Origin of the sequence: Amycolatopsis magusensis (assembly GCF_017875555.1) — a bacterium.
Lineage (GTDB): Bacteria > Actinomycetota > Actinomycetes > Mycobacteriales > Pseudonocardiaceae > Amycolatopsis > Amycolatopsis magusensis.
The window spans coordinates 4,042,450-4,066,999 of the sequence record NZ_JAGGMS010000001.1 but is presented as its reverse complement, the minus strand read 5'-3'; the positions used below and the strand labels follow the sequence as shown (position 1 = coordinate 4,066,999).

The window sequence follows — 24,550 nt, the reverse complement described above, 5'->3', positions numbered from 1 at the left end:
GTTTACATTACGACTGCAATGCAAAAACCCCCGAGAGGATCGCCCGTGACCACGCTGCCGTTCGACCGCCCCCATCCCCTGCGCCCGCCACCGGCCTACGCCGAGTTGCGCGCCACCGAGCCGGTGGCCGCGGTGACCACTTCGGACGGCCGCCCGGCCTGGCTGGTGACCTCCTACGACGCGGTCACCGCCGTGCTCGGTGATCCCCGCTTCGGCGTCATGCCACCGGGTTCCCCGCCTGGCCAGGGCGCGACCCTGCTGCAGGACGGTGACCCGCACCGGCGGTTGCGCCGGCTCGTCGGCGGCGCCTTCACCCCGGCGCGGATCGAGGCACTGCGGCCGCGCATCACGCGGCTGGCCGAAGCGCAGGCGGACGCCCTGCTCGCCTGTGGCTCCCCCGGCGACCTGGTGTCCGGCTTCGCCGCGCCGCTGTCGATCGCGGTCATCGCCGAACTGCTGGGCGTCGCGCTCGAGGACCGCGACCGCTTCCGGCAGCTGGCGGACGCCGCCGGCTCGGCCGACTTCACCACCATGGACACCGCCGCCGAGCAGGCCTGGGGCGCCTTCGCCGAGTTCGTCGGCGGCCTGATCGCCGCTCAACGCGCGAACCTCGGTGAAGACCTGCTCAGCGCGCTGATCGAGGAGACCGGCCTCAGCGACTACGAACGCACGACGCTCGTCCTGACCATCCTCGCGTCCGGGTACCTGACCGCCACCAACGCGATCTCCGTCGGCGCCACCCTGCTGCTCACCGAAGGCAGGCTGGCCGCGCTCGCCGACTGCACCGAGGAAGCCCTGCGCGCCACGGTCGAGGAGGTCGTCCGGCTCCAGATCGGCCTCATCGGCGAGGTCTTCCCGCGCTGGGCGCTGGCCGACCTCGACCTCGAAGGCGTGCGCCTCCGCACCGGTGACCTGGTGCTGGCCCGCCTCGGCTCGGCGAACCGCGACCCGGCGCACTTCGCCGAGCCCGACGAGTTCCGCCCGCGTCCGTCCACAGAGGAGCGCCACGTGGCGTTCGGGCGCGGGCCGCACCACTGCCTCGGCGCCGCGCTCGCCCGCCTGGAACTCGGCATCGCGCTGCGGGCGCTGGCCACGAAGCTGCCCACCCTGCGGTTGTCCGGCTCGGTGCACGACATCGACTGGGTCACCGCGCACGCCGACACCGGCCCGGTCGCCGTCGGGGTCAGCTGGTGAGCCGCAGGCAGCGGTAGTTCTGCGGCGGCACCCCGGTGTGCTTGCGGAAGATCCGGCTGAAGTAGGCCCGGTCGTGGAAGCCGACCTGCCGGGCGATCGCCTGGATGCTGTCGTCGGTCTCGTGCAGCCGTTCCTTCGCCCGCGCGATCCGCAGCCGGGTCAGGTACTCCCACGGCGAGACGCACAGTTCGCGGTGGAACCGGCGGCTGAGGTAGTCCTCGCTCATCTCGGCCGCCTTGGCGACCTGCCGCCGGGTGATCTGGTGCTGGTAGTTCTGGTGCAGGTAGACCACCGCGCGCTGGACCTCCTGGCGGTTCGGCGCGCGCCGGCCGGTGCCGGGGTCGAGCAACCGGCGCAGCAGCTTGATCGTCTCGGCGTCGGAAAGGATTCCCTTGCCCAGCAACACGGTCCGCGCGTGCGGGGCGGCACGCCGGATGTCGTCGTAGGTCAGCTCGTCGCCGCTGAGCACGAGGGCGGGCACGTCGCTGAGCCGCGTGTCGCCGTGCAGCCGCTCCAGCACGTCGAACGCGTCCATGTCCCGCAGCTGGCGGGCCAGGATGAGCAGGTTCGGCACGTCGTGCCCGATCAGCGACAACGCGGTGGCGCCGTCCGGCGCGGTCAGCGCCAGGTGCCCCGGCTGGAGCTGGGCGATCAGCTGCTGGGTGCCCGCCTGCACCCGCGGGTCCGGATCGGCGATCACCGCCAGCCCGCCCAGTTCCACCGGGCGCACCGCGGTGATCACCTCGTGCAGGTCGCGGCCGTGCCCGGCGGCGTAGGCCAGGAACGGGGTCCGCCGCAGCTTCGGGTGGTCGTGCAGTTGCCGCAGCACCGCCCAGTGCTCCGGCCGCAGCGCGGCGGTGTCCCAGGCGACCGCGGCGGGCCGGTTCTCGTCGAGCACGGCGGCCACGTCGTCGCCGGTACCGAGCTTGAGCACGGACAGGCCCGCGAGCCCGGCCGCCGCGATGGCTTCCTCCGCGGCGGGACCGTCCGCCACGCACAGCAGTGAATCGGCCGACTCGTCCGCCACGGCCTGCCCCTGCGGACCGGGCAGCGGCAGGAAGAGGTGGAAGGTGCCGCCCGCCGACCCGGTCTCGAACCGCAGGGATCCGTTGTGCAGGGCGATGAGCCGCCGCGCGATCGACAACCCGAGCCCACCGCGGGGCGTGCCGGTGCCCTCGTAGCTGATCCGGATGCGCAGGTGCGGTGGCAGCACGTCGGCCTCGACGGTCCGCCGGGCCCGGCGGCCGACGCTGCGGCTGAGCGTGAGCAGCGCCTGCCGCAGCCGCTGCCCGTCCGCCTCGATCAACGGCAACCGGCCCGGCCCCACCGCCCCGAACACCTCGGCGAGCAGTGCGCGAGGATCGATCAGACCGGCGCAGAGCTTGAGCGAGTCGAGTTCGGCGTCGGCCAGTTCGAGCAGGTCGCCGAGCACGCCGAGCTGGTATTCGGCACCGGCCGCGATCCGGCTCAGCGCGTCGCGGACCTCGGGTGGCGGCCCGGCCGCCAGCACGCCGGCCGACTCCTTGAGGATCGCCTCGACCGGGGCCCGCAGTTCCTCGGTCATCTTGCCCAGCAGGCTGGTCTTCACGCTGTCCGCCTCTTCGGCGGCCTCGACCTCGCGGAACAGCCGGATGTCCTGCACCGCCGAGCTGATCTGCTCGCCGAGCGCGCGGTAGAAACCGCCGTCGGGCGGGCCCGCCTCGAACAGGCCGATGCCGAGCGGTTCGTCGCGCACCTGCAACGGCACGGCGATCCAGGTGCTGCGGCGGTCGCGGTGCAGCACGTCGGTCCGGGTGAGCGCGGTGGCCGGGCCGATCGAGAGCTTCCAGTCGCCGACGCCGAGCAGCGGCAACTGGCGGGCGAGCACGCTGGTCAGGTCGCGTTCGTCCCCCACCGAGGACAACGCCACACCGGTTTCCCGCAGTCGCTGAGCCATCTGCTCGGTTTGCCAGCGCTCGTATTCGAGCATTCGCCGCGCATTCCCGGCCACGGCGATCCGCGCGCGGGAAATCAACTCCGATGCTTCCGGACCTGCCCCGGTGTGCTGGTGCAACGCGAGAATGGTTTCGTCCCACGCGTCGGCGTCCCCGCCATCGGCCATTCTCACCGCCATACCGGGGAAATCGGCCGACGAATCGTCCGCCAGTGCCGCACGGAACTCCGAGAGCAGCAAGCGCCCGGCTTCCTGGGAAATGCCGTGCTTGCGCAGGGTGGCCGGAAACCCGGCGAATTCCCGGGATACGACCGGCGATTCCCCCGCACACCCGCACGAACGCCGGACCACCAATTCGGCGACCGGCGCGGACCGCCCGCGAGCCGGGTCGCCGCCGAGCCGGGACAGCAGCGTCTCCACCGCCTGCCTGCCCAGTTCGGCGAACGGCATCGACACCGAGGTCAGCGGCGGCGAGCAGAACCGGGCTTCGGGCGAGTCGTTGAAACCGATCACCGCCACGTCCTCGGGCACCCGCACCCCGCGCTCGGTCAGCACCCCGATCGCCTCGGCGGCGAGGAAGTCGCTGCACGCCACCAGCGCGGTGAAGTCGCGGCCGGGCACCAGCCCCCGCGCGTCCAGCAGCACCCGCATCGCCGCGGCGCCGGCGTCGCGCCGGAAGTCCACCGGGGGCGAGACCAGCGCGCGGTCCGGCCGGATCTTGTAGCGGTCGAGCGTGTCGTGGTAGGCGCGCAGCCGGTCCGCGGTCACCGGGTTGCGCACCGGCCCCTGAAGGAAGGCCAGGTCACGGCGGCCGTGCTCGCCGATCAGGTGGTCGATCGCCCGGCACATGCCCTGATAGCTGTCCAGGGTGAGCGGCCGCTGCGCGCCGATCGCGCCGTTGAGGCAGACCATCGGCACGCGGCCGAACCGGCGCCCGAACTTCTCCGCGCGCGGGTGGCGTTCCGGCAGGCCGAGCGCGGAAGCCCAGCAGATCAGCCCGTCCACCAGCCCCGGGGTGACCAGGTGGTAGACGGCGTTGGCCGGGCGCTCGGCGGCGCCGATCTCGCCGCCGGGGAAGCAGATCAGGTCCACGTCGTGGTGCCGCGCCGCGGCCAGCACCCCCGACCACACCGCGGGCGCCACTCCCAGGTCGATGTTGGCCGTGACCAGGCCGATGGCCCGGCGATCTGCGGTCATGGTCGCCTCGCTCGTCTACGCTGACAAAGCTGTGGTCGCGGCGGAACTGCCTGCAACCTACTGGCGGCGGACCGTGAGGGTATAGGGCAAAACGGGTGTTACCGATAACACCGGACATACGGCGGAAAGGGACCCCGGGATCGCCGGGGTCCTCCGCTGAACCGGTTCAGCCCACCTTTCCGGTACCGGCCCCGCCCTGCACGGCGGATTTCACCGACGAGGCCTGGTCCAGGCTGTACGAGTACGGGATGGCGTTCACGGAACCACCCTGGTCACCGGAACCGGAATTGACGAAGTGGTTGTTCTTCGCGACCAGTGAGCCACCGGCCGAGCTGCCCTCGCCGCGGTGGAACGGGTCCTCGGTGTTCTCGAAGTAGTTGCCCTCGACGAGGACCCCGGCTTCGACGGTGGAGGCGACGCCGTAGTCGGTCACGCCGCCGTAGTAGTTGTTGTACACGTGCACCGGGTTGCCGAAGCGCACCCGCGGGTGGCGCTGGCCGGTGCCGTCGAACCAGTTGTGGTGGTAGCTGACCCGCAGGTGCCCGCGGTCCTGGCTGCCGTTGCCGTCGCTGTGCCCGAGCAGCATGGTCTTGTCGTGGGAGGTGAACTTGTTCCACGACACGGTCACGAAGTCCGAGGCGCGCTTGATGTCGACCGCGCCGTCGTAGCCGTCGGAGAAGGTGTTGTGGTCGATCCAGATCTTGGTCGAGGCGTCGGTGACGTTGATCGCGTCGTCGGCCCAGCCCCGGAAGTTCAGGTTCTGGATGATCACGTTGGTGGCGCTGTCCACGTCGAGCCCGCCGCCGGTGATGGTGGCGCCGGAGCCGACGCCGATCAGCGTCTTGTTCGACTTCACGTCCTGCATGCCGCTGATCGAAATGGTGCCGCTGACCCGGATCACCGCCGGGCTGCTCGACTGCATCGCGCTGATCAGCGCCGATGAGCTGGTCACGGTGACCGGGGAGGCGTTGCCGCCGCCGGTGGTGCCCGCGGCGAACCCGGTCGGCGTACCCGCGGCCGCGGCGGGACCGGCGGAGGCCACCGTGAGCGCCGCCGCGGCGGCGACCGTGAGCAGGCCGGGCAGGCTGCGCCTGGCGAACGATCTGCGCATGTCTTGACTCCCATTCGGATTGTTCGTGCCTTTTCTCGCTGTTTCCCCACGGTAGGCAGCCGCATGTGGAGAATCACGAACAACGGGTGGAACATGCGGGGAGCCTCAGCCGGTGCGCTGCTGGTACTCCACCTGCGCCTGGCCCAGCTTCCCGGCCAGCTCGTCCAGGAAGTCCTTTGCGGACAGTTCGCCGAGCAGCACCTTCTGGAACGCCGGTTCGGACTCGGTCTTGGTGATCGAGTTGAACTCCGGTAGGTGGTAGGGCATCTGCACCATGGTGGTGGACGGTTCGGCGAGCACCTTCGCCAGCGTCACCCCCGGCTGCGGGTTCGCCGGATCGCTGGGCGCGACCTCGCTGTTCACCGGCAGCACCCCGGTCTTCTCGGCCCAGTAGGTGTTCATCGGCGGGCTCGCGGCGAATTCGGCGAACTTGAACGCGGCGTCGGCGTGCTCACCCTGGGCGAACACCCCCAGCCCGGTGGTCGGGTGGGACAGCACCGCCCTGGTCCCGTCCGCCGCCTTCGGCACCGGCAGCGCGACCACCTTCTCCGCGCCCAGCGCCTTCACCTGGTCCTGATAGGACCCGACGTTGTGCTGCATCACGCCGATGTTGCCGCCGCCGAACTGGGCGACCATCTTCGCGTAGTCGTTGGTGAGATCGGCTTCCGGGGTGAACCGCTTGTACAGCCCGGCCAGCCGTTCCAGCGCGACCACGTTGCGCGGGTCGTTGACCGTGGACCGGCCGTCGGCCTCGAACATCTTCGTGATGCCCGACTGCCCGTAGACCACCTCGAGCATCTGCGCGATCGAGCCCGCGCCACCACGCAGGGTGAAGCCGTACCGGTTCTCCCCCGGTGCGGTGAACCGCTCGATGGCGGTGAACAACTGGTCCCAGGTCTCGGGGACCGGCAGGCCGGCTTCGGCGAGCCAGTCCTTGCGCGCCCAGAACACCCCGGTGTTGGTGGAGATCGGCACCAGGTACAGCTTGCCGTCCGGCACGGTCTGGCGGACCGAGGCGACGATGCGCTCGTTCAGCTGCCCGGCGATCGGACTGGCGGCGAACCTGTCGTCCACCGGCTCCAGCGCCCGCTGCGGCACCAGGTTCGCCAGCATCGCGGTGCTCACCCCGCCCACGTCGGGCAGGCCGCCACCGGCGACCGCGGTGTCGTACTTCTGCTGCGCCTGGGCGATCGGGATGCCCACGTACTCGACCTTGACGGTGGGGTTGGCCTTCTCGAACTCGGCGATGATGTGCTGCCAGACCGGGGTCCTGGCCGGCCCGCCGTTGTCGTCCCAGAAGGTGATCGTGGTGACCCCGCCCGCCGCGTCGGAACCGCACGCGGCGAGCGCGGAGACCGCGGTGGACAGGGCCAGCAGCAGTGCCGCTGCCGAGCGCAACGGGCGTCGGGGCTTGCCCATCTCGAACCTACCTTTCGCTTGTCCGGCGGATCAGCGCGGCCACGGTCCGGCGGTCGAGCCGCCCGTCGGCCACGACGGTGCGGATCCGCCGGGTCACCGATCCGGTGTTCAGCGGCCGCTCCCAGGCCAGGCCCGGCCCGATCCCGGGGTAGTCGCGTTCCCTGGCGAACCAGCGATCGCGGTCCGGCCCGCTCTGGGTGAAGATCAGCGTCCAGGCCCGGCCGGACGGCGAGGTGCCCGACAGCGCGACCCAGTCGGCCGCGGCGCCGTTCACCGCGTCCTCCCCGTCGCCTTCGGCGGTGAACACCCGCCGCCGGATCGAGGAAGCCGGGGCGCGCCAGAAGAACCCGCCGTACCCGGCGCCCGCGCGGCCCTTGGTGTGCGAGCTGCGGATGGTCAGCGGGACGCGGCCGGGGGCGTCGAGCCGGAAGGTGAAGTCCAGCTCCCAGCAGCCGGGCAGGCGCGAGGCCTGGTGGCGGCGGGCGATCACGGTGCGGCGTTCACGGGCCACCGTCTGGCCGTCGCGGTCCACCCAGTCCAGCAACTCGGTGAACCCGCAGGACTCCCGGCGGGTGAAGCGCAGGTGGCGCTGGCTGCCGTGGTCGTCGAGCCAGCGCGGTCCCTGGCCGCGGACGTAGGTGCGCCCGCCCCAGAAGTTCGTTCCGTCCACATCGGACACCGCGACGCCGACGCCGAGGTGGTGCGGGTGGTCCACCGGCCCGGTTTCGCTGACTTCGACGCCGCCGAGCGTGCGGACGGTGTGCAGGTGGGGCCGCGGGGCGACGGTGGCGGGCAGGCCGGGGTCGGGGCGCCAGCGGTAGGCCGCGACCTCCCGGTCCCCCGCCCGCAGCACCTGCTCGGCCGGGGCCCACGGCACCTCCAGTTCGGAGAACATCGCCAGGTTGTCGGCGCTGCGCCGGGTCAGCCGCTCGATGTCGGCCAGCACCCGCCCGCCGCCGTTGCGCCCGGCCAGGTGCACCGGCGCGATGGGCCGGGGCTCGGCCGCGCGGCGGACCGCGTCGACCACGCGCATGAACGCGCCGGTCCGCTGCAGCGGGACCAGGAGTTCGGTGCCGTCGCGGATGTGCTCGACGAGGTTCTCCAGCAGGTCGGTCCGCGGGTGCCGGGTGACCTGGTCGGGTGCGCCCGGCCGCCGCAGGCACACCTCGTCGGTGGTGTAGGTCAGCTCCGCCTGCCCGTGTTGCCCGTGCACCACCACCGCGGGCTCGTGGCGCCGGTCGGCGCACATCGACACCGCGACGGTGATCACCGTGCCGTCGGCGACCCGCAGCCGCACGCACGAGGTGTCGTCGGCCTCGATCGGGTTGACCCGGTACAGCTCCACGTCGATCTCGCGCAGCGACTCCGGTTCCTCGGCCCCGGCCAGCCACAACGCGCTGGCGATGGCGTGCGCGAACGGGTTGGTCAGCGCGCCGTCGGTCACCGCGATGCCGTTGAGCCTGCGCTTGCCCGCCCACGGCGCCCGTTCGAAGTAGGCCGCGGGCCGGGCCCACGCCCCGGCCACCCCGATGCCGCGCACCGGCCCGAGCCCGTTCTCCGCGAGCAGCTCACGCAGGTAGGGCAGTGCGGCCGAACCGAGGCTCTGGAACCCGACCTGGCAGGCGAGCCCGGTCGAAGAGACCACTTCGGACAGTCGCGTGTAGTCGGCGAAGCTACCGGCGGGCGGCTTCTCCAGCAACAGGTGGGCTCCGGCACGCAGGGCTTCGGTGCCCAGCTCGGCGTGGGTGTGGATGGGCGTGGCGAGGATGACCAGCTCGGCGCCGGTGCGCCGGATCAGCGGGGCGAGCTTGCTCGCCTGCTCCGGGCGCCCGAACCCGGCCAGCTGCGCGGCGTCCACCGGCTTGGTGTCGCACACCCCGGCCAGCCGCACCGTGCCGCGGTCGGCCAGCCGGCGCAGGTTGTCCAGGTGCCACCGGCCGTGCCCGTGCACCCCCGCCAGCACCACGCGCACCGGTTCCACGCTCATCCCTTCACCGCGCCCGCCGACAGGCCCTGGACCAGGTACCGCTGCACCACCGCGAAGACCAGCACCACCGGCAGCGCGGCCACCACCCCGCCGGCGGCCAGCGCGCCGAAGTCCACGCTGAACTCGCCGAGGGTGAAGGCCAGCCCGACCGGCACGGTGAACTTGTCCTGGTCGCTGATGAACATCAGCGCGAACAGGAAGTTGTTCCAGCTGTGGATGAAGGCGAACGAGCCGACCGCGACCAGGCCGGGCCGCAGCAGCGGCAGCACCACCAGCAGGAACCCCCGCAGCCGGGTGCAGCCGTCGGCCTGCGCGGCCTCCTCCAGCTCCACCGGGATGCTGGCGATGAACCCGCTGATCAGCACCAGCGACAGCGGCAGCTGGAAGACCGTCTCGGCGATCACCAGGCTGCTCAGGCTGTTCACCAGGCCGAGCGTGCGGAAGATCTCGAACAGCGGGATCAGCATCATCGCGCCGGGGATGAACTGGCTGCACAGCAGGGCGATCAGGAACACGCGCCTGCCGCGGAACCGGAAGCGCGCCAGCGCGTAGCCGCCGGGCAGCGCGATCGCCGTGGTCGCCACCAGCGAGGCCACGCCGACCAGGAAGCTGTTCTGGAAGAACACGCCGAAGCCCATGCCGTTCCAGACCGTCTCGAAGTTCTCCAGCGAGACCGGCCACGGCAGCAGCGAGGACGAACCCCGCGGGCGGACCGCGAAGACGACCATCCAGTAGAAGGGCACCAGGGTGAACAGCAGGTACAGCCCGAGCGGGACGTAGATCTCCCAGCGGGGGCGCTTCTTGCGCACCGGGGGTGCCTTCGGCGGTGCGACGACCGGCGGGGCGGCTTCCGTGGTGCTCATCGCTGCGCTCCATACCGGCCGAGCCTGAGGTAGAGGATGGAGAAGAAGGTGAGGATGACGAACCCGGCCATGGTCAGGGCGGAGCCGTAGCCGAAGTCGTGGGACTGGGCCGCGGTGGCGGCGACGTACAGCGGCAGCGTGGTCGTCTGGTGCGCCGGGCCGCCGCCGGTCAGCGTGTAGAGCAGGTCCACGTTGTTGAACTCCCAGACCGCGCGCAGCAGGGTGGCCAGGATGATGGTGTCCCGCAGGTGGGGCAGTGTGATGTGGGCGAAGCGGCGGAGCCGGCCCGCGCCGTCGACCGACGCGGCTTCGTAGAGGTCCTTGGGCACGCCCTGCAGGTCGGCGAGCAGCAGGATGGCGAAGAACGGCACGCCGCGCCAGAGTTCGGCCAGCACGGCCGCGGAGAACACGGTCGCCGGATCAGCCAGCGGCGCGGCGCCGTACTCCATCAGGCCGAGGTCGGCGAGGTAACGCGAGAGCCCGGTGGTCGGGTTGTAGAGCAGCACCCAGATCCCGGTGGTGAGCACCCCGGAGACCGCCCACGGCGAGAACACCAGCGCCCTGGCCACCGCGCGGCCGACGAAGGTCTCGTTGACGATCAGCGCGAGCGCCAGCCCCAGCACGAACTGCAGGCCCACCTCGACGAACACCCATTTGGCGGTGAACCCGAGGCTCTGCCAGAAGAGCGGGTCGTCGGTGAGCATCCGGGCGAAGTTGTCCAGCCCGGCGAAACCGTCGAGCCAGGGCTTGCTGAGCTGGCGGTGCTGCAGGCTGTAGTAGACGACGCTGGCCACCGGGTAGACCAGGAAGGCCAGCATCGCCAGCACCGCGGGGGCGATCAGCAGGTACGGCGTCCGGGAGTCCCGACGGCGGCGGCGTTTCCGCTCCCCCAGTGCCACCATCCGTTGCTCCGTTCACCGCCGGACAGTGCCTGAGATTACGGAACCGGGGGTGGACAATTGCGCGCCGAATGTGGACTTTGACGTCCTGTTCCGGCCAGGCGGGCACGCAGGAACGCGCGTTCGGCGTCGTTCCCGGCCAGGGCGAGGGCGCGTTCGTAGGCGACGGCGGCTTCGGCCGGGCGCCCCAGCCGGTCCAGCAGGTCCGCCTTCACCGCGGGCAGGTAGTGGTAGCCGCTGAGCCGATCGTCCCCTTCCAACTGCTCCACTTCGGTCAGTGCGGCCGCCGGGCCGTCGGCCATCGAGAGGGCCACCGCCCGGTTCAGCGCGACCACCGGGGACGGCCACACCCGCGTCAGTTCCCCGTACAGCACCAGGATCTGGCTCCAGTCGGTGTCCTCGTACGCCGGTGCGGTGGCGTGCAGCAGCGCGATCGCGGCCTGCAACGCGAACCGTCCCGGCCGTCCACCGCGCAGGGCGCCGACCACGAGCCGGTCGGCTTCGGCGATCAGGTCCTGGTCCCACGCCGAACGGTCCTGTTCGGACAGTCGCAGCAGCTCACCGTCCGGTCCCGTCCGCGAAGCGCGGCGAGCGGCATTGGCCAGGAGCAGCGCGAGCAGCCCGCGCACCTCCCGCTCCTTCGGCAGCAGCGCGCCGAGCAGCCGCGCCAGGTCGACCGCGCGGCCGGCGAGGTCGTCGTCGGTCAGCGAGGGCCCGGCCGCCGCGGTGTGCCCGGCGGTGAAGGCCAGGTGGATCACCGTGAGCACGGCGTCCAGCCGGTCCGGCAGTTCGCCCGGCCGCGGCAGCCGGAACGGGATGCCCGCCGCCGCGATCTTCTTCTTCGCCCGGGTCAGCCGTGCGGCCATGGTGGATTCGGAGACCAGGAACGCGTCCGCGATCGCCGGCGTGCTCACCCCGCAGACCAGCCGCAGGGTGAGCGCGACCTGCGCTTCCACCGCCAGCGCGGGGTGGCAGCACAGGAACACCAGCCGAAGGCGGTCGTCCTGCGCGGGCTCGGCTGCCTCTTCCGGTTCGACCAGCAGGTGCAGTTTCGAGCGCAGGGTCTTCGACCGGCGCAGGACGTCGAGCGCGTTGTGCCGGGCGGCGGTGGTCAGCCACGCGCCCGGCTTGGCCGGGACCCCGGTGCGGGTCCACTCGGTCAGCGCGGCGGTGTAGGCGTCCTGCACGCATTCCTCGGCCAGGCCGAGGTCGCGCGTGACGCGCACCGTCGCGGCGAGCACCAGTGCCCACTCGAGACGGTGCGCCCGCGCGACCGCGGCCTGGACGCTGCTCATCCCTCGAACAACGGCCGCACCTCGACCGCGCCGTCCATGATCGGCAGCAGCTTCCCGATGGCGACGGCGGTGTCCAGGTCCTTCGCCTCCACCACGAAGAACCCGGCGATCACCTCCTTGGTCTCCAGGAACGGCCCGTCGGTGACCAGGCCGCCCTTGTGGATGGTCCGGCCCTGCGCGACCGGCTGCAGGCCCTGCTCGTGCACCACCCGCGCGCCCATCGCGGCGATCTGGTCGCCGACGGCCAGGTTGGCCGCCATCACCTCGGGCGGGATGTCGTCGACCCCGCCGGGCAGTTCCTTCTCGTAGATCAGAATCGCGTACTGCGGCATGACTTTTCCCGCTCCCGTCACCAGTTACCGGTCTCCGGCCCCATCGCACCGTAGGCGAGCCCGCCCGCGCGCGCGTAGTGGACGATCACCACGCCACCCATCGTGGTCGAGCCGACCAGCCGCAGTCCGGCCGGGATGGTGCCCTCGCCGAACAACCGCTTGCCGACGCCCAGCAGCACCGGGAAGACCAGCACGTGGAACTCGTCGACCAGGTCGTGGCGCAGCAGGTCCTGGGTCAGCCCGGCGCTGCCGTGCACCTGGATCTCGCCGGGTTCGGTCTCTTTGAGCTCCCGCACGGCCTTGTCGAGGTCGCCGTCGAGCAGGGTCGAGTTCTGCCAGCCGACCGAGGTCAGCGTGCGCGACGCGACGTACTTCGGCATCGAGTTCAGCTTCGAGCCGATCGGGTCGTCCGCTTCGGCCAGCGGCCAGGTCGAGGCGAAGCTCTCGTACGTCCGGCGCCCGAGCAGCAGGGCGCCCGCCCGGCGCGAGACGCCGGTCATCAGCTCGATCACCCGCTCGTCCATCGACGGCACGACCCAGCCGCCGTGGGAGAACCCGCCGTCGCGGTCCTCGTCCGGCCCGCCCGGTCCCTGCATGACCCCGTCCAGTGAGGTGAACGCGGTGACCACCAGTTTACCCATGTCGTTCCTTCGCTTCGCTCGTGGAGATGCTTTCGATGACCCGGCGCACGAGCGGAGGCGAAATCGACAGCTCCGGTGTGATCTCCTTCTCACTCGTCTGATTGCTTGACGGGACTACTCCATTCGGACACAGTGAACACCTGTCCACTGAAGTCGGCTCGACCATCCGGGGCGTCATGACTTTTCCCGCACACCAAGGAACCCTGCGACTCGACGCGGCGCTGTTCCCGCTGAACACCCCGGGTGCCTTCCCCCGGCGCAACCGCACCCACGCCCGGCTGAGCGGCCTGCCCGCCAAGGTCGCCTGGCCCACCCAGACCGACCTCGACTGGTTCGAGCACACCGACTTCCGCAAGCGGATCCTCGACCGCCTCTGGCAGCTCTGACCCGTCCGCCGGCGATCACGCCCCCGGACGCAGCGCTAGAGAACCAGCCAGAGCGCGACGACCGAGAGCACCAGGCAGGCGGGCACGGTGAGCAGGCCGAGCCGGGTGAACTCCTTCAGGTTGACCTCGTGGTCGTGGTCGTGGACCACCCGCCGCCAGAGCAGCGTCGCCAGCGAACCGGCGTAGGTCAGGTTCGGCCCGATGTTCACGCCCAGCAGCACGGCCAGCACCGCGCCGGAACCGGCGGGCACGGTCAGCGGCAGCATTACCAGCACCGCGGGCAGGTTGTTGATCAGGTTCGCCAGCACCGCGGCCACCACGGCGATGCCGAGCAGCGTGAGCAGTCCGCTGCCCGCCGGGATCAGCCGCCGCAGGCCGTCCGCCAGCCCGTTGTCCACAACGGACCGGACGACCACGCCGAGTGCCAGCACGAAGAGGAGGAACGGCAGGGAAGCCGCGCGTACGAGCGCACCCGCGGTGGTCCGGCGGCGCAGCAGCGCGCGCACGGCCAGCACCAGTGCCCCGGCCGCGGCGGCCCAGGCCGGATCGACGCCCAGCGCCGAGGTGACGACGAACCCGGCCAGCGTCAGCGCCACGGTGACCAGCGCGAACCTGGGGAAGGCGACCGGCTCCGGCACCCCGGCGGTGTCGTCGCGCACGGCCAGGTCGGCGGCGAAGAACTTCCGGAACACCAGGTACTCCACCGCCAGGACCACCAGCCACGGCAACGCCATCAGCCCGGCGAACGCGGTGAAGCTGAGCCCGCTCGCGGTGAACGCCAGCAGGTTCGTCAGGTTCGACACCGGCAACAACACCGAGGCCGAGTTCGACAGGTGCGCGCAGGCGTGCACATGCGGTTTCGGTGGCACGCCCAGCCGTCGCGCGGTCGCGAACACCACCGGCGTGAGCAGGACGACCGTGGCGTCCAGGCTCAGCACCGCGGTCACCACCGACGCGATGCCGAACACCCCGCCCAGCAACCGGTCGGGCCGGCCCGCCGCGGCACGGGCGAGCCACACCCCGCAGGCGTGGAACAGTCCCTCGTCCGCGCACAACCGCGCGAGGACCAGCACCGCGACGAGGAACCCGGCCACCGGAGCCAGCCGGGCGACCTCCTCGACGGCGTGCGCGGCCGGGATCGCCCCGATCACGATCAGCAGCAGCGCGGCCGGGACCGCGACCACCGCTTCCGGCAGTCCGCGCGGCCGGACCACCGCGGCCGCCAGCACCAGTGCCAGCAGCGCGACGGCGAGGATTTCGGCGAACAGGTTCACGCGGTACGGCCGAGCGCGGTGAGCAAGTGGCGCGTCGCCGGCGCGGGCGGGCCGGGCGGCACGGCGAGCGAGGTGGTCAGCACCGGCCCGGTCAGCGGCCGGATGGCGACGCCGGGGAACGACGGCTGCCCGGACACCTCGTAGAAGACCGTCCAGGACGGCGAGCCGGTCGCGATCTCGGCGAGTGTCTCGGCGAGCCCGGTGAACGGCGGCCCGGTGGGCGGATCGATTCCCGCCGTCGCACAGGCGTCGCGGATCAGGTCGTGGAAGGGCGGGTTTTCCGCGCGAGGCGCCAGCCGCAGTGGCAGATCCGCGAGCTCTTCCAGGCACAGCACGGTTTTCCGGGCCAGCGGGTGCGCTGCCGGCAGCGCCACGTGCAACGGGTCCTGCCAGAGCGGGTGCAACTCCAGGTCCCGCGTGGCGGGCAGGGCCCGGACCAGCGCGGCGTCCAGTTCCCCGGAGCGGACCGCGGCGAGGCGGTCGAGGGGCGCGAGGCGTTTGAGCCGGACGCGCAGCTCCGGTGCCACCGCGGCGAGTTCGCCGAGCGCCCGGAAGATCCGGTCGCCCGGCCCGTGCACGGTGCCCAGGCGCACCAGGCCGCCGGTGCCCTCGGCGACCGCGGCCGCCACCGCACGGGTGCGCTCGGCCGCCGCCAGCACCGCCCGCGCCTCGGGCAGCAGGCGTTCACCGCCGTCGGTGAGCCGCGCCTGCCTCGACCGGTCGAACAACCGCACCCCCAGTTCGCGCTCCAGCCTGCCGATCTGCTGGCTCACCGCGGACTGCACGATGTGCAACCGCTCGGCGGCCCGGCCGAACCCGCCCTCCTCGGCGACGGTCACGAAGTACCGCAACTGCCGCAATTCCATCGTCCGCCCCATCTCGATCGGTGATCGCCATGATCTCCAACCGCCGCTGGTACCCGCGTTCTTCCCGTAGTCGACTGGAATCATGAAACCCCTGATCAGCCGCGGCGACGCCGCCGAACGCGTCACACTGCCCGGCGGCGCCTTCCACCTGCTCGCCGACGCGGGCCACACCCACGGCGCGCTCGGCGCCAACCGCCTCACCCTCGGAGTGGGCGCCAGCGGCGCGAAAAAGCACTACCACGCGAAGTCGACGGAACTGTTCTACGTGCTCGACGGCGAACTGGACTTCCTGCTCGGCGACGGCGACACGCCGACGCGCGTTTCACGCGGCGATCTGGTGGTGATCCCACCCGGCCTGGCGCACGCGTTCGGCGCCGCCCCGGGCAGCACCGCGGACCTGCTCGCGGTGCTCACACCCGGGGTCGAGCGGTTCGGCTACTTCCGGCAGCTGGGGCGGATCCAGCGCGGTGAAGCCGAGTTCGAGAGCCTGCACGCCGACCAGGACCGCTACGACGTGCACTTCGTCACGCCTCAGCGGTCGTAGTAGGTGGTGGGCGGCGGCTGGTTCCACTGCTGCGTCGGCGCCTGCGGGTCGGTGGTCCGCTTGCGCCGGTGCAGGGTGCGCGCGTTCACCGCCATGTTGTGCACGATCACGCCGATCACCAGCCCGAGCACCAGGTTGATCAGCCCGGTGGCGATCTTCGCGCCCAGGTCGACGGTCAGCGTCAGCGGTACGACCACCGCGATCAGCGTCACCAGCGCCATGATCCAGCCGAAGAACTGGCCGGGGGCGGGCGTGGCCACGCTCAGCAGGTGCATCAGCCCGGTGGCCAGGATCGCCACCACCGCCGCGGTGACCGCGTAGGTGGGCGTGCTCGCGTTGCCCCAGATGCCTTCGCCTTCCGGCGCGAGCACTTCGACCTCGAACAGGCCGCGGGCGATCAGCAGGCCGACGATCGCGAGCAGCGCGGCCACCACCGCGGTGGCGATACCGCCCGCCCACAACCGGCCCGCATCGACCCCTGGCTTGGCGTCGCGTGCGTACGGTGCGTTGTAGTCGGACATCGGGAGCTCCTCCGTAGTGAGTCACCGGCCGCCTCCGATTCTCGCGCGATTCCGGCTTCCCCGCCGTGCGGAGCGCAGGCCGCTCACCCGGAGGTGGCCAGATCTTGACGGTCATTGGCGTGCACGCCACTGGCCGGCCCGCTCCCGCCGAATACGCTGGGGCCATGGCTGAAGCAGAGGGCCCGAGCGTCGCGGTACTGGCCTACCACGGCATGTCCGCCTTCGAGACCGGCATCGTGACCGAGGTCTTCGGCTTCGAGTGGCTGGAACTGGACGTGCCCTGGTACCGGCTGAAGATCTGCGCCGAGCGGCCGGGACCGGTGCGGATGATCGGCGGCGCCACCCTGGACACGCCGTACGGGCTCGACGACTTCGCCGACGCGGACACCCTGGTGGTGCCGAGCGTGGCCGACCCGGCCGCCGATCCGTCGCCCGAGCTGGTCACCGCGCTGCGGCGCGCCCACCGGCGCGGCACGCGGATCGTGTCCATCTGCTCCGGTGCCTTCGCGCTGGCCGGGGCCGGCCTGCTCGACGGGCGCCGCGCCACCACGCACTGGCGCCACACCGATCTGCTCGGCTCCCGGTTCCCCCGGGTCCAGGTGGACCCGAGCCCGTTGTACGTGGAGGACGACGGGGTGTTCACCAGCGCGGGCTGCGCGGCCGGGCTCGACCTGTGCCTGCACCTGGTGCGCGCCGACTACGGTGCCTCGGTGGCGAACTCGGTGGCCAGGCACCTCGTCATCCCGCCACACCGCGACGGCGGGCAGGCGCAGTACATCGAGGCGCCGATGGCACCCGATCCGGAGAACGACCACGTGGCGCGGAGCATGGCGTGGGCGCTGGAGCACCTGGCCGAGCCGATCACCGTGCGACGGCTGGCCGAGGTCGCGGCCATGTCCACCCGCACCTATCTCCGGCACTTCCTGCGGGCCACCGGGACCAGCCCGATCCGCTGGCTGATCGCGCAGCGGGTGCAGGCCAGCCTGCCGCTGCTGGAGACCACCACCACGCCCATCGAACGCATCGCCACCACCGTGGGTTTCGACACCGCGGTGACCTTCCGGCACCATTTCACCTCGGCCATGCGGGTGGCGCCGTCGGCCTACCGCCGCACCTTCGGGGTCAGAGAGGAGATCGGTGCATGACCGTCCGGATCGAGCAGGCCGGTGAGGAGGACCTCGAAACCCTGGGTCCGCTGTGGAAAGCGCTGACCGAGCACCACCGGTCGCTGGTCGCCGACACGCTCCCGGTACGCGACAACACCACCTCCTGGGAGGTCCGGCGCGACCAGTACCGCTCGTGGCTGCGCGACGACGCCGCCCTGATCCTGACCGCGCACCAGGACGGGCGCGACACCCCGGCCGGCTACCTGTGCTGCCGGTTGCTGCCCTCGGGTGCGACCTTCGATTTCGGGCAGTGGCGCGGTGAAGTCGACTCGCTGGTGGTGGATCCCGAGGCACGCGCCGGTGGCATCGGCACGGCGTTGCTGGAAGCCTGCCGCGCGGAGTTGAAGCAGCGCGGCATCGAGTACTGGTCGATCGGCGTGCTGGCGGCGAACTCCGGCGCGGCGGAGCTGTACCGGCGCCTGGGTTTCCAGCCGTGGCTCAACGATCTGCTCGGCCGCACGTGATCGCTGTGCGCGAAACCGCCTCGCCCTGAGCGAACGCGGCCCCACCGCGGGGTTCCCCGGCCCTACGGTCGCCCGCATGACCCTTGAGCTGCTGCCCGGGATGACCACGCCGTCGAGCGGTGTGTCCCTGACCGACTCCGTCTTCGAACAACTGCTGCGCGACCGCATCGTCTTCCTCGGCTCGGAGGTGACCGACGAGGTCGCGAACCGGATCACCGCGCAGTTGCTCCTGCTGGCCGCCGACGACCCGGACCGCGAGATCACCTTCTACATCAACTCCCCCGGTGGCTCGGTGACCGCGGGCATGGCCATCTACGACACCATGCAGCTGGTCAAGCCGGACGTGGCCACCTGGGGCCTCGGGTTCGTCGCCTCGATGGGCCAGTTCCTGCTGTCCTCGGGCACGCCGGGCAAGCGGTTCCTGCTGCCCAACACGCGGGTGCTGATGCACCAGCCGTCGGCGGGCATCGGCGGCTCGGCCGCGGACGTGGCCATCCAGGCGGAGGTGTTCGGCAAGATGAAGCGCCGCATCGCCGAGATCACCGCCCGCCAGACCGGCCAGACCGTGGAGCAGATCACCGCCGACGCCGACCGGGACCGCTGGTTCGACGCCGAAGAGGCGCTGGCCTACGGGTTCGTCGACCGGGTCATCGGCGCCGACGGCGATGACGGCACTGCCGGCGCCTGACGGTTCGATCGCACGTGGTGCACCACCACGCTGAGCGTCGCGGCCAGGAAGACCACCTGCATCAGCGTCCGCGGCACCAGCTGGTCGTCCCACGGGAGCCCCACCCCGGTGACGGCCTTGTGCACGTTCGCCGGGAACATCGCCAGCAGCATCAAGGTCAGCCCGCCCGCCGCCCACGGCGCCGTCCGCGTCCACAGCAGACCGGCCGCACCCGCCAGTTCCAGCACCCCGGTGAGGGTGACCAGGAACTCCGCCGCGGGCAGTGACGGCGGCACCATCGCCACCAGTTCCGCGCGCAGGCCGACGAAGTGCGCCACGCCGGTCGCCACGAACATCGCCGCCAGCCCGGCTCGCACGGCGACCGGCCACGGCTTCCACCGGCGCACGCCCACCGCGCCGAGCCCCCAGGTCACCAGCGTGACCACCATCAGAATGATCAACGGTGCCATTTCGCCACCCCCAGCTTCTTTAAACTTGTCACCGACAAGATTGCTCGGACCGGGGCCATCTTGTCAATGCTTAGATTCGACTAGGCTGCTCGGCATGCCCTACCACCACGGCGACCTCCGCCGGACCATGCTCACCGCCGCGGTCGCCGCGATCACCGAGTCCGGGCCCGCCGCGATCAGCCTGCGCGACCTCGCGCGCCGGGCCGGGGTGTCGAACGCGGCGCCGGCGCACCACTTCGGCGACAAGGCCGGATTGCTCACCGCGCTCGCCGCCGAGGGTTACGACCTGCTGGCCGACGCGCTCGGCGAGGTGCGCGAGGGCGGCATGATCGACCTGGGCGTGGCTTATGTGCGGTTCGCGCTCGAGCACCGCGCGCACTTCGAAGTGATGTTCCGCCCCGATTTCTACCGCGCCGACGACGAAGCACTGGTGGCCGCGCGAACCCGGGCGGGGGACGTGCTCGCCGACGGCGTCGCGGCCGATCCGCGCACCGGGCCCGAGCAGGAACTCGCGCGGGTCGCCGCGTGGTCCTTGATGCACGGGTACGCGACGCTCGTGCTGACCGGCGCGGTGTCACACGAGGAACCGGTGGTCACCGCGCGCTCGATCGCGAAGTTCCTGTTTCCCGGCGATCAGGTGGTGAAGTAGGGCCCGAGCCCGGCGTCGGCGCCGGTGTGCCGCCACCAGTCGGCCTGCTCGGCGGTGTGGATGCCGTCCACCAGCACGGTGGCGCCGGCCAGGTGCGCCAGTTCGACCAGGTTCGCCACCGAGCGCGTGAGCAGCAGGCGGTTGCCCTCCTGCCGCTGCCGGTCGACCAGGCGGCGGGCCAGGCGCACGGTGCGCACCGGCAACTCGCCGAGGCATTCGACGTCGCCCGCCGCGCCGAAGTCCAGGATTTCGCTGTAGACCCCGATTTCCGCGAGCACGCGCAGGTTGTCCGCGGCCTCACCGCGCTCGGACAGCAGCGCCCGGGCCGGAAAGCCGATGCGCAGCCGCGCCGGGCTCAATTCGGTTTCGCCGAGCGTCTGCCGGACCGTGCCGACCAGATCGGGATCCGCGGCCTGGTCGGCGGTCAGGCCGACCGCGAGCACCTTGGCCGCCGGTTCGTCGCGGACCTTCGCGCACGCCACCTGCAGCAACCACTCGCCGAGCGGCAACAGCAGTCCGGTGCGCCCGGCCAGGTCCACGCAGTCCTCGTGCGCCAGCACGCCCTCGGCCGGGTGGTTCCAGCGGAGCAGGGCCTCCACGCCCGTGGTGGTGCGGTCCTCCAGCCGGACCACGGGACGGTGGACCACGTCGATCTCGCCGAGTTCCCACGCCCCGGCCATCGACGCCGCCAGGCTGAACCGGTGCCTGTCCCGCCGGTCCTGCTCCGGGTCGAACAACTGCCACTGCCGGTGGCCGTTGCGCTGCGCCCGGCGCAGCGTCATGTCGGTGGCGCGCAGCAGTTCGCTCGGCGGCAGGTCCCGTGGCGGCCGGTCCGCCACGCCGATGCTCGCCGACGCGGCCACGCCGGTGTTCTCGTCCAGGTACACCGGCTCGGCCAGTTCCTGGTTGATCCGCCGGATCGTGGTGCCGACGTCCGGCGTCCGCTCGGTGTTCTCGATCAGGATGCCGAACTCGTCGCCGCCGAGGCGGGCCACGATGGCGTTCTCGTCCTGCACCACCAGTTTCAGCGCCGCGGCGACGCTGCGCAGGAGGCGGTCACCGCTGCCGGGACCGAGCCCGTCGGTGACCACCGAGAACCCGTCGAGGTCGAGGTGGAACACGGTGATGCCGGTGGCCGGATCGGCCAGCCGCAGCGCCTTCTCCAGGCGGGTGCTGAAGAACTGGCGGTTCGGCAGGCCGGTCAGCGCGTCGTGCAGCGCCTGGTGGCTCAACCGGCGCTGCAGCAGGTTCACGTCGGTGTCGTCGTCGACGATGGTGACGAACTGCTCGGCTTTGCCCGTGGCGTCCCGGATCACCCCGCCGGTCAGCGAAACCCACATCGTCTCGTCGTTCTCGGCGAGCATCCGGCGGCCGATGCGCAGCCGCGCGATCTTGCCGTCGAGCAGTTCGCGGTAGGCCTGGCGCAGGCCTTCAGCGTCCTCCGGGTGGATCAGGTCGAACAGGCTGACACCGGCGATGTCGGCCGGCGCGCGGTTGAGCGTCTTGCCGAGCGCCGCGTTGATCCGCACCAGCCCGCCGTCCAGGTCGGTGACCGCGACGCCGCTGGCCGAGCCGACGAAGATCTCCTCGAACTGCGCCTGGGTCATCAGTTGCCGGCGGCGGGCTTCGCGCTCGACGTCGAGCAGGGTGCGGTTGAGTTCCTTCTGCTGCTGCTGGAACATCTCGCGCTGCGCCTCGCTGTAGCCGGTGGTCAGCGCGCCGAGCGCGAGCACCACGCGATCCGCGGGCTGGTCACGGGCCAGCGCCTTGCCGAGCACTTCGAGCGTCCGCCGCAGGCTGTCCGGCCCCACGCAGCGCAGTTCGACCAGCCGGGCACCCACCCGCGTCGCGCCCGACGGATCGAACGGCCTGCCGCGGATCACCTCGATCACCTGATCCACTAATTCGCGCAGGTGCTCTTCGAGTTCCTTGTGGGTGTACGGGAGATAAGCCGTGGCGCCGATCAAGTACGCCCATTTGCGCGCCAATGTCGCCCGGCGCCGAGCGGACGGCGCACCGCCGGGGGTCGATGACGCGTCTTCCTGCGGATTCGGGACGGTCACAACTACGGACTCTCCGTGGTCTTGGCGAGCGGACAATTCTGTCGTGCAGAAATGATCCTCAAGGATTCTCTACCGCAGACGGCGCAATGGTGGTCAGCCAATCGGGTGGTAACCCTCCGCCGCCAGTCCCACCTGCTCGATCAGCCACGAACGGGTGGCGTCCCGATACGCCGAAGCGTTGCGGTGCAGCGCCAAGGAATGCCCTGCCTCCGGCAGCACATAGGTGGACAGTTTCGCCGCCGGACCGTAGTACGGGGCTTCTTGGGCGTGGAGTTTTTCCGCGGTGGAACAGTCCCGGAGCGCGAGCACACCGCAGAAAAGCACATCTTTTGCACCGACGGCCTGAAAGACGGGCACATCGATGGCTTTTGTGACCGGAAGCACGATGCCGAATACCGCCACGGTGCCCATCCCGGGCACCGAAACCTGGTCCTTCGTCGCTTCGTCGGCGGCGATGACAGCCGGATCCGCATTCGGCTGGTGGTAGAAAAGCCACGACCGCGAACCCGGCCTGGTGGTGAAATACAGCAGGTCACTGCCGAGGAACCGCGGTTCCGCAAAAGCCGGTTGCAAGCCGAAAGCCACGCCGAGCGCGAGCACCGGAATGGCGGGCAAATGGGTTATGCCACTCAGGATCACCGCGTCCACGTCGTGGTAGGTGGCCGCCTCGGCCGCCACCACCCCGGAACCGACCGAGTGCCCGACGAGCACGACCTTGTCGAAGGCGTGCCCGCCCACGCTCCCGGCACGCAGGTGCCCGACCACCTCGTGCACCGCCTTGGCCGCGGCGGGCAGCAGCAGTTGCGGGCTCAGCGGCTTGCCGCTCGAACCCGCGCCCAGCTGGTCCATCGCGAAGGTGGCGTACCCGTGCGCGGCCATGTCGCGCTGGTAGGAATACCGTTCCGGGGCATGGGGAAGATCCCAGTACGCGCTGTTGTAGGTGCCGCCGTGCACCAGGAGTTGCACCGCGTCGGGCGTCGTACCGGCGGGCAGGCAGAATCGGCCGTGCACGGTCGTCGGCCCGCTGGGGCCGCTGACCGGGAGATCGGTGTCCGTGCAGTCGACCGCCGCCACGGCCGAAGCCGGTGCCGAGGCGATGATCGTGCTGCCGAGCAAGGCGGAGCAGGAGAGCAGAGCGGCGGTCAGCTTGGCCGGCGTTCTCACGGGTTTACCTCCGGGGAGTTCGCTGAGGAGCAGAGAGGGTACACCCGGTAGTCGTTCGCTCACCCTGCGGTGTGACTCCGGCGGGTCACGCGCATCGGCAGCCGATTCGGCTGCATGGTGGCTTTGATCTTGGCGTGCACCGGTTTCCCGGGCACCGGCACCAGTCGCCAGCGAGCACCGATGGTCACCGCGGCGATGGCGATCTCGGTGGGCGCGAGGAAGTGGCCGGGGCACAACCGGGCACCGGCGCCGAACGGGAGGTACGCGCCGCGCGGCAGCGCCGCCATCCGTTCGGCCGTCCAGCGGTCGGGGTCGAACCGGCCGGGATCGGGGAAATAGCGCGGATCCTGGTGCAGGGTGTGCTGGCTGACCGCGACCTCGGCACCGGCCGGGATGGGCACCCCGCCGAGTTCGGTGTCCTCGCGGGCGCGGCGCATCAGGATCAGCGGCGGGGTCCGGCGCAGGATCTCGTTGATGATCCGGTGGGTGTGGCCGAGCGCGGGCAGGTCCTCGAAACGCACCGGGCGGCCGCCGAGCACCTCGTCGATTTCCGCGTGGAACCGGCGTTCCACGTCGGGGTGCTGCCCGAGTTCGTGGAAGAACCAGGCCAGCGCCACCGCGGTGGTCTCCGCGCCGGTGGTCAGGATGGTGATGACCTCGTCGCGCACCTGCTGATCGCTCATGCCTTCGCCGGTGTCCTCGTCGCGGGCGAGCAGCATCATCGAGAGCAGGTCACCGTTGTCGGTGCCCGAAGAACGGGCGGTCACCACGGCTTCGGTGATCACGCGGCGCAGGCGCACGGCCGCGGCGTCGAACCGCCGGTTCGCCGGGATCGGCAGTTTTTCCACCAACTTCGGGGAAAACGCGCGAAGCAGCACGTACCTGAGCATGATCGGGATCGAGCGCTGGATCTCGGCGAGCACGTCGTCGCCGAGTTCGGCGGAGAACAGCGTGCGACCGGAGACCGTCAGCGCGAGGTCCTGCATCTGCTCGTCGAAGGCGATGATCTGGCCCGGCTGCCAGGAATCCGCGAGTTCGGCAGCCAGCCCGGTGATCGTCTGCTCGGCGTAGCCCGCGACGCGGTCCCGGTGGAAAGCCGGTTGCACGAGCCGTCGTTGCCGCCGGTTGAGTTCACCGTTGGACGTGGCGAGCCCGTCGCCGAACAGCGGGCGCATCTTGTCGAAAACGATGCCCTTGTCGAACTTCCCGCCGTCGGTGACCAGCAACTGCCAGGCCAGTTCCGGGGTGGTGACCAGGTGGACCGGCAGCGGGCCCAGGAACAGGCGCACCACGTCACCGCGGCCGCGCACCGCGTCGAACAAGCCGAGTGGGTCGCGCAGCAACGGCACGGTGTGCCCGAGCAGGGGCCACCGGCCGGGTGCGATGTGCGGTTCCGCGGGCACCGTCGTCCTGTCTTCGGGGTCGCGAGGCAGCCACAGTAGGGC

The 24,550-nt window shown here is 71.2% G+C and carries 23 protein-coding genes; 7 read left to right on the top strand and 16 right to left on the bottom strand.

All coding sequences use genetic code 11. The annotated features are described in order from the left end of the window. Positions 1-45 precede the first annotated feature (45 nt). Complete coding sequence (locus JOM49_RS18175; protein ID WP_209665463.1) at positions 46-1,194, top strand: cytochrome P450; 1,149 nt, start codon at positions 46-48, stop codon at positions 1,192-1,194. Here the strand turns inward: JOM49_RS18175 and JOM49_RS18170 are convergent. The 9 genes from JOM49_RS18170 to JOM49_RS18130 form a co-directional block, all read right to left on the bottom strand. Then, positions 1,184-4,324 carry a substrate-binding domain-containing protein gene (locus JOM49_RS18170; RefSeq protein ID WP_209665462.1) on the bottom strand — a complete coding sequence of 1,047 codons (3,141 nt, stop codon included), beginning with the start codon at positions 4,322-4,324 and terminating at the stop codon, positions 1,184-1,186. The two genes, JOM49_RS18175 and JOM49_RS18170, sit on opposite strands and share 11 nt — an antisense overlap. A gap of 166 nt (positions 4,325-4,490) precedes the next feature. Further along, a complete protein-coding gene (locus tag JOM49_RS18165; protein WP_209665461.1) occupies positions 4,491-5,435 on the bottom strand; it encodes a pectate lyase family protein in 945 nt (314 codons plus the stop codon). A 105-nt stretch (positions 5,436-5,540) separates the two neighbouring features. Next, complete coding sequence (locus tag JOM49_RS18160; RefSeq protein ID WP_209665460.1) at positions 5,541-6,854, bottom strand: ABC transporter substrate-binding protein; 1,314 nt, start codon at positions 6,852-6,854, stop codon at positions 5,541-5,543. A 7-nt stretch (positions 6,855-6,861) separates the two neighbouring features. Beyond that, positions 6,862-8,841: a DUF6807 family protein gene (locus JOM49_RS18155; protein ID WP_209665459.1), complete on the bottom strand. Its 1,980-nt coding sequence runs from the start codon at positions 8,839-8,841 to the stop codon at positions 6,862-6,864. Further along, positions 8,838-9,704, bottom strand: a complete 867-nt coding sequence (locus JOM49_RS18150; RefSeq protein WP_209665458.1) for a carbohydrate ABC transporter permease — start codon at positions 9,702-9,704, stop codon at positions 8,838-8,840. The genes JOM49_RS18155 and JOM49_RS18150 overlap by 4 nt, the downstream gene beginning before the upstream one ends. After that, positions 9,701-10,606, bottom strand: a complete 906-nt coding sequence (locus tag JOM49_RS18145) for a carbohydrate ABC transporter permease (RefSeq protein WP_209665457.1) — start codon at positions 10,604-10,606, stop codon at positions 9,701-9,703. The genes JOM49_RS18150 and JOM49_RS18145 overlap by 4 nt, the downstream gene beginning before the upstream one ends. Before the next feature lie 35 nt (positions 10,607-10,641). Beyond that, a complete protein-coding gene (locus JOM49_RS18140) occupies positions 10,642-11,898 on the bottom strand; it encodes an RNA polymerase sigma factor (RefSeq protein WP_209665456.1) in 1,257 nt (418 codons plus the stop codon). Continuing rightward, a complete protein-coding gene (locus JOM49_RS18135; protein WP_209665455.1) occupies positions 11,895-12,230 on the bottom strand; it encodes a YciI family protein in 336 nt (111 codons plus the stop codon). The genes JOM49_RS18140 and JOM49_RS18135 overlap by 4 nt, the downstream gene beginning before the upstream one ends. Positions 12,231-12,247: 17 nt before the next feature. After that, positions 12,248-12,871 carry a dihydrofolate reductase family protein gene (locus JOM49_RS18130; protein ID WP_209665454.1) on the bottom strand — a complete coding sequence of 208 codons (624 nt, stop codon included), beginning with the start codon at positions 12,869-12,871 and terminating at the stop codon, positions 12,248-12,250. A gap of 176 nt (positions 12,872-13,047) precedes the next feature. On the opposite strand from JOM49_RS18130, the gene JOM49_RS18125 reads away from it, so the two are divergent. Continuing rightward, positions 13,048-13,257, top strand: coding sequence for a hypothetical protein (locus JOM49_RS18125; protein WP_209665453.1), 210 nt, complete (start codon positions 13,048-13,050; stop codon positions 13,255-13,257). A gap of 35 nt (positions 13,258-13,292) precedes the next feature. Here the strand turns inward: JOM49_RS18125 and JOM49_RS18120 are convergent, their stop codons facing one another. Further along, entirely contained in the window at positions 13,293-14,531 is a 1,239-nt protein-coding gene (locus JOM49_RS18120) for an SLC13 family permease (RefSeq protein ID WP_308158778.1), read from the bottom strand. Next, positions 14,528-15,397 (bottom strand): LysR family transcriptional regulator, encoded by an 870-nt coding sequence (locus JOM49_RS18115; protein ID WP_209665452.1) that lies wholly within the window; start codon positions 15,395-15,397, stop codon positions 14,528-14,530. Before JOM49_RS18115 ends, JOM49_RS18120 begins: the two co-directional genes overlap by 4 nt. A gap of 82 nt (positions 15,398-15,479) precedes the next feature. Between JOM49_RS18115 and JOM49_RS18110 the strand changes: the two genes are divergently transcribed. Further along, a complete protein-coding gene (locus tag JOM49_RS18110) occupies positions 15,480-15,941 on the top strand; it encodes a cupin domain-containing protein (protein WP_209665451.1) in 462 nt (153 codons plus the stop codon). Here the strand turns inward: JOM49_RS18110 and JOM49_RS18105 are convergent. Next, entirely contained in the window at positions 15,929-16,462 is a 534-nt protein-coding gene (locus tag JOM49_RS18105) for a DUF6069 family protein (RefSeq protein ID WP_209665450.1), read from the bottom strand. The genes JOM49_RS18110 and JOM49_RS18105 overlap by 13 nt on opposite strands. Positions 16,463-16,626: 164 nt before the next feature. On the opposite strand from JOM49_RS18105, the gene JOM49_RS18100 reads away from it, so the two are divergent. The 3 genes from JOM49_RS18100 to JOM49_RS18090 all read left to right on the top strand — a co-directional run bounded on the left by JOM49_RS18100 (position 16,627) and on the right by JOM49_RS18090 (position 18,780). Beyond that, entirely contained in the window at positions 16,627-17,607 is a 981-nt protein-coding gene (locus JOM49_RS18100) for a helix-turn-helix domain-containing protein (RefSeq protein WP_209665449.1), read from the top strand. Beyond that, positions 17,604-18,092, top strand: coding sequence for a GNAT family N-acetyltransferase (locus tag JOM49_RS18095; RefSeq protein ID WP_209665448.1), 489 nt, complete (start codon positions 17,604-17,606; stop codon positions 18,090-18,092). The genes JOM49_RS18100 and JOM49_RS18095 overlap by 4 nt, the downstream gene beginning before the upstream one ends. A gap of 100 nt (positions 18,093-18,192) precedes the next feature. Then, positions 18,193-18,780: a ClpP family protease gene (locus JOM49_RS18090; RefSeq protein ID WP_372444219.1), complete on the top strand. Its 588-nt coding sequence runs from the start codon at positions 18,193-18,195 to the stop codon at positions 18,778-18,780. Here the strand turns inward: JOM49_RS18090 and JOM49_RS18085 are convergent. Continuing rightward, complete coding sequence (locus JOM49_RS18085; RefSeq protein ID WP_209665446.1) at positions 18,720-19,229, bottom strand: DoxX family protein; 510 nt, start codon at positions 19,227-19,229, stop codon at positions 18,720-18,722. The two genes, JOM49_RS18090 and JOM49_RS18085, sit on opposite strands and share 61 nt — an antisense overlap. Positions 19,230-19,323: 94 nt before the next feature. Here JOM49_RS18085 and JOM49_RS18080 point away from each other — a divergent pair, with 94 nt between their 5' ends. After that, complete coding sequence (locus tag JOM49_RS18080; RefSeq protein WP_209665445.1) at positions 19,324-19,878, top strand: TetR/AcrR family transcriptional regulator; 555 nt, start codon at positions 19,324-19,326, stop codon at positions 19,876-19,878. On the opposite strand, the gene JOM49_RS18075 is transcribed toward JOM49_RS18080, so the two are convergent. The 3 genes from JOM49_RS18075 to JOM49_RS18065 form a co-directional block, all read right to left on the bottom strand. After that, on the bottom strand, positions 19,863-21,941 hold the full coding sequence (locus JOM49_RS18075) for a putative bifunctional diguanylate cyclase/phosphodiesterase (protein WP_209665444.1): 2,079 nt from the start codon (positions 21,939-21,941) through the stop codon (positions 19,863-19,865). The two genes, JOM49_RS18080 and JOM49_RS18075, sit on opposite strands and share 16 nt — an antisense overlap. A 93-nt stretch (positions 21,942-22,034) precedes the next feature. After that, positions 22,035-23,105, bottom strand: a complete 1,071-nt coding sequence (locus JOM49_RS18070) for an alpha/beta hydrolase (RefSeq protein ID WP_209665443.1) — start codon at positions 23,103-23,105, stop codon at positions 22,035-22,037. 59 nt (positions 23,106-23,164) lie between these two features. Further along, positions 23,165-24,508: a cytochrome P450 gene (locus JOM49_RS18065; protein ID WP_282773267.1), complete on the bottom strand. Its 1,344-nt coding sequence runs from the start codon at positions 24,506-24,508 to the stop codon at positions 23,165-23,167. Positions 24,509-24,550 lie beyond the last annotated feature (42 nt).